This is a genomic window from Actinotalea sp. C106, from assembly GCF_023630195.1.
In the GTDB taxonomy this organism is placed as follows: Bacteria; Actinomycetota; Actinomycetes; order Actinomycetales; family Cellulomonadaceae; genus Actinotalea.
Map to the genome: position 1 here is coordinate 1 of NZ_JALPKN010000400.1, position 2252 is coordinate 2252.

Here is a 2252-nt window from a genome sequence, read left to right on the forward strand (position 1 = left end):
GGGGCACGGGCCTGTCGCGTGAGCAGCTCCACGAGCTGGCCGCCGAGCTCGGCTCGGACGTGCCCTTCGCGCTGCTGGGCCAGACCGCCGTCGGGCGCGGCCGGGGGGACCTGCTGACCCCGGCCCTGAGCCGCGGGGAGTACCACTGGGCCCTGGGCCTGCGCACCTCGGGCCTGTCCACCCCGCAGGTCTACGGTGCCTTCGACGAGCTCATCGGCGGCAGCGAGGAGGACCCCGAGCCGGACCGCGCACTGCTGCAGGCCCTGAGCGCAGGGGACCCCGTGGCCCTGGGCCAGGCCCTCACGAACGACCTCCAGGACGCGGCCCTCGAGCTCGCCCCCCAGCTCGCCGAGACCCTGGCCGTCGCCGAGGACGCCGGGGCGCTGGGCGTGGTGGTGAGCGGCTCGGGACCGACGGTCGCAGCCCTGGCCCGCTCGGCCCAGCACTCCCTCGCGATCGCAGCCGCCATGACCGCCTCGGGCGTGGCGGACGGCGTCCGGACCGTCGCCGGGCCCGTGCCGGGCGCGCGGCTGGTCACCCGGACCGCGGCACGCGAGCCTCTGAGCCAGGACGAGCGCTGATGGCCCACCTGCTCGGGGCCGACACCATCTCCCTCACGGTCGGCACCCGCACCCTCCTCGACGGGGTGAGCCTCGGGGTGGACGACGGCCAGCGGATCGGCGTCGTCGGGCCCAACGGAGCGGGCAAGTCGACCGTGCTGCGCCTCCTCGCCCGCCGGCAGGACCCCGACGCGGGCCGGGTCACCCACGCCGGCAGCCTGCGGGTCGGGCTGCTGGACCAGCGCGACGAGCTCCCGGCCGGGAGCACGGTGCGTGACGTGGTCCACGGGCAGGACGCCGAGCACACCTGGGCCGGGGACGCCGGCATCCGCCAGGTGCACGCCGGGCTCCTGTCCGACCTCGACCTCGAGGCCGACGTCGAGACCCTCTCGGGGGGCCAGCGCCGCCGGGTCGCCCTCGCGGCCCTGCTCGTCGGCGACCACGACGTCCTCATGCTCGACGAGCCCACCAACCACCTCGACGTCGAGGGGGTCGCCTGGCTCGCCGAGCACCTCAGTGCGCGCTTCGGCGCCGACGGCCGGGGCGGCTCGCGGGCCGAGGCCCGGGGGGCATTGGTGGTCGTGACCCACGACCGCTGGTTCCTTGACGCCGTCTGCACGCGCCTGTGGGAGGTCACCGGCAGCCAGTCCGGCGACGCCGTCGGCGGCACGGTCCACGCCTACGAGGGGGGCTACGCGGCCTACGTGCTGGCCCGGGCCGAGCGTGAGCGGGCCGGTGCGGTCTCGGCCACCAAGCGGGACAACCTGCTGCGCAAGGAGCTCGCCTGGCTGCGCCGCGGCGCTCCCGCCCGGACGAGCAAGCCCAAGTTCCGGCTCGACGCGGCAGCCACCCTGATCGCCGACGAGCCCGCCCCGCGTGACCCGCTCGAGCTGACCCGGCTCGCCACGGCCCGCCAGGGCAGGGACGTGCTCGACGTCGAGGAGGTCTCGGTCGCCTTCCCCGCCGCCGACGGCGGACGCACCGTCCTGCTCGAGGAGGTCACCTGGCGTCTGGGCCCGGGGGACCGGTACGGCCTGGTCGGGGTCAACGGAGCGGGCAAGACGACGTTGCTGCGGCTCCTGGCCGGGACCACGACCCCCGACACGGGCCGGGTGCGCCGCGGCAAGACCGCCGTGGTCGCGACCCTCTCGCAGGACGTCTCCGAGCTCGACGAGCTCGCGCACCTGCGGGTCGTCGAGGTGGTCGAGGCCGAGCGGCGCACCGTGGCGGTGGGCGGCAAGGAGCTCACGGCCGCCCAGCTGGTCGAGCGTCTCGGCTTCACCCGCGAGCGGTCGCAGACCCTGGTGCGGGACCTGTCGGGTGGCGAGCGGCGGCGACTCCAGCTGCTGCGCCTGCTCGTGGGGGAGCCCAACGTGCTGCTCCTGGACGAGCCCACCAACGACCTCGACACCGACACCCTCGCCGCCCTCGAGGACCTGCTCGACGGCTGGCCAGGCACCCTCGTCGTCGTCTCGCACGACAGGTACCTGCTCGAGCGGGTCTGCGACCGTCAGGTGGCCCTGCTGGGGGACGGCCTGCTGCGGGACCTGCCGGGCGGGGTCGAGCAGTACCTCGAGCTGCGCCGCGGGGCCCCCGGCCGAGGGGCCTCGAACGCGGCCCTGGGCACCGCCGGGACGGCCGAGAGCAGCGACCTGGCCGAGGACGTCGCGGCCAGGTCGCGGCCGGGGACCG

At 76.2% G+C, this 2252-nt stretch carries 1 protein-coding gene and 1 pseudogene; both read left to right on the forward strand.

Annotated features, from left to right (window positions below; all coding sequences use genetic code 11):
- Positions 1–581, forward strand: a pseudogene (locus tag L0B03_RS16870) (4-(cytidine 5'-diphospho)-2-C-methyl-D-erythritol kinase); the annotation flags it as partial.
- Positions 581–2252 (forward strand): ABC-F family ATP-binding cassette domain-containing protein (locus L0B03_RS16875; RefSeq protein ID WP_250448025.1); only part of this gene is annotated, 1672 nt, incomplete at its 3' end. The pseudogene L0B03_RS16870 and the gene L0B03_RS16875, both read left to right, overlap by 1 nt.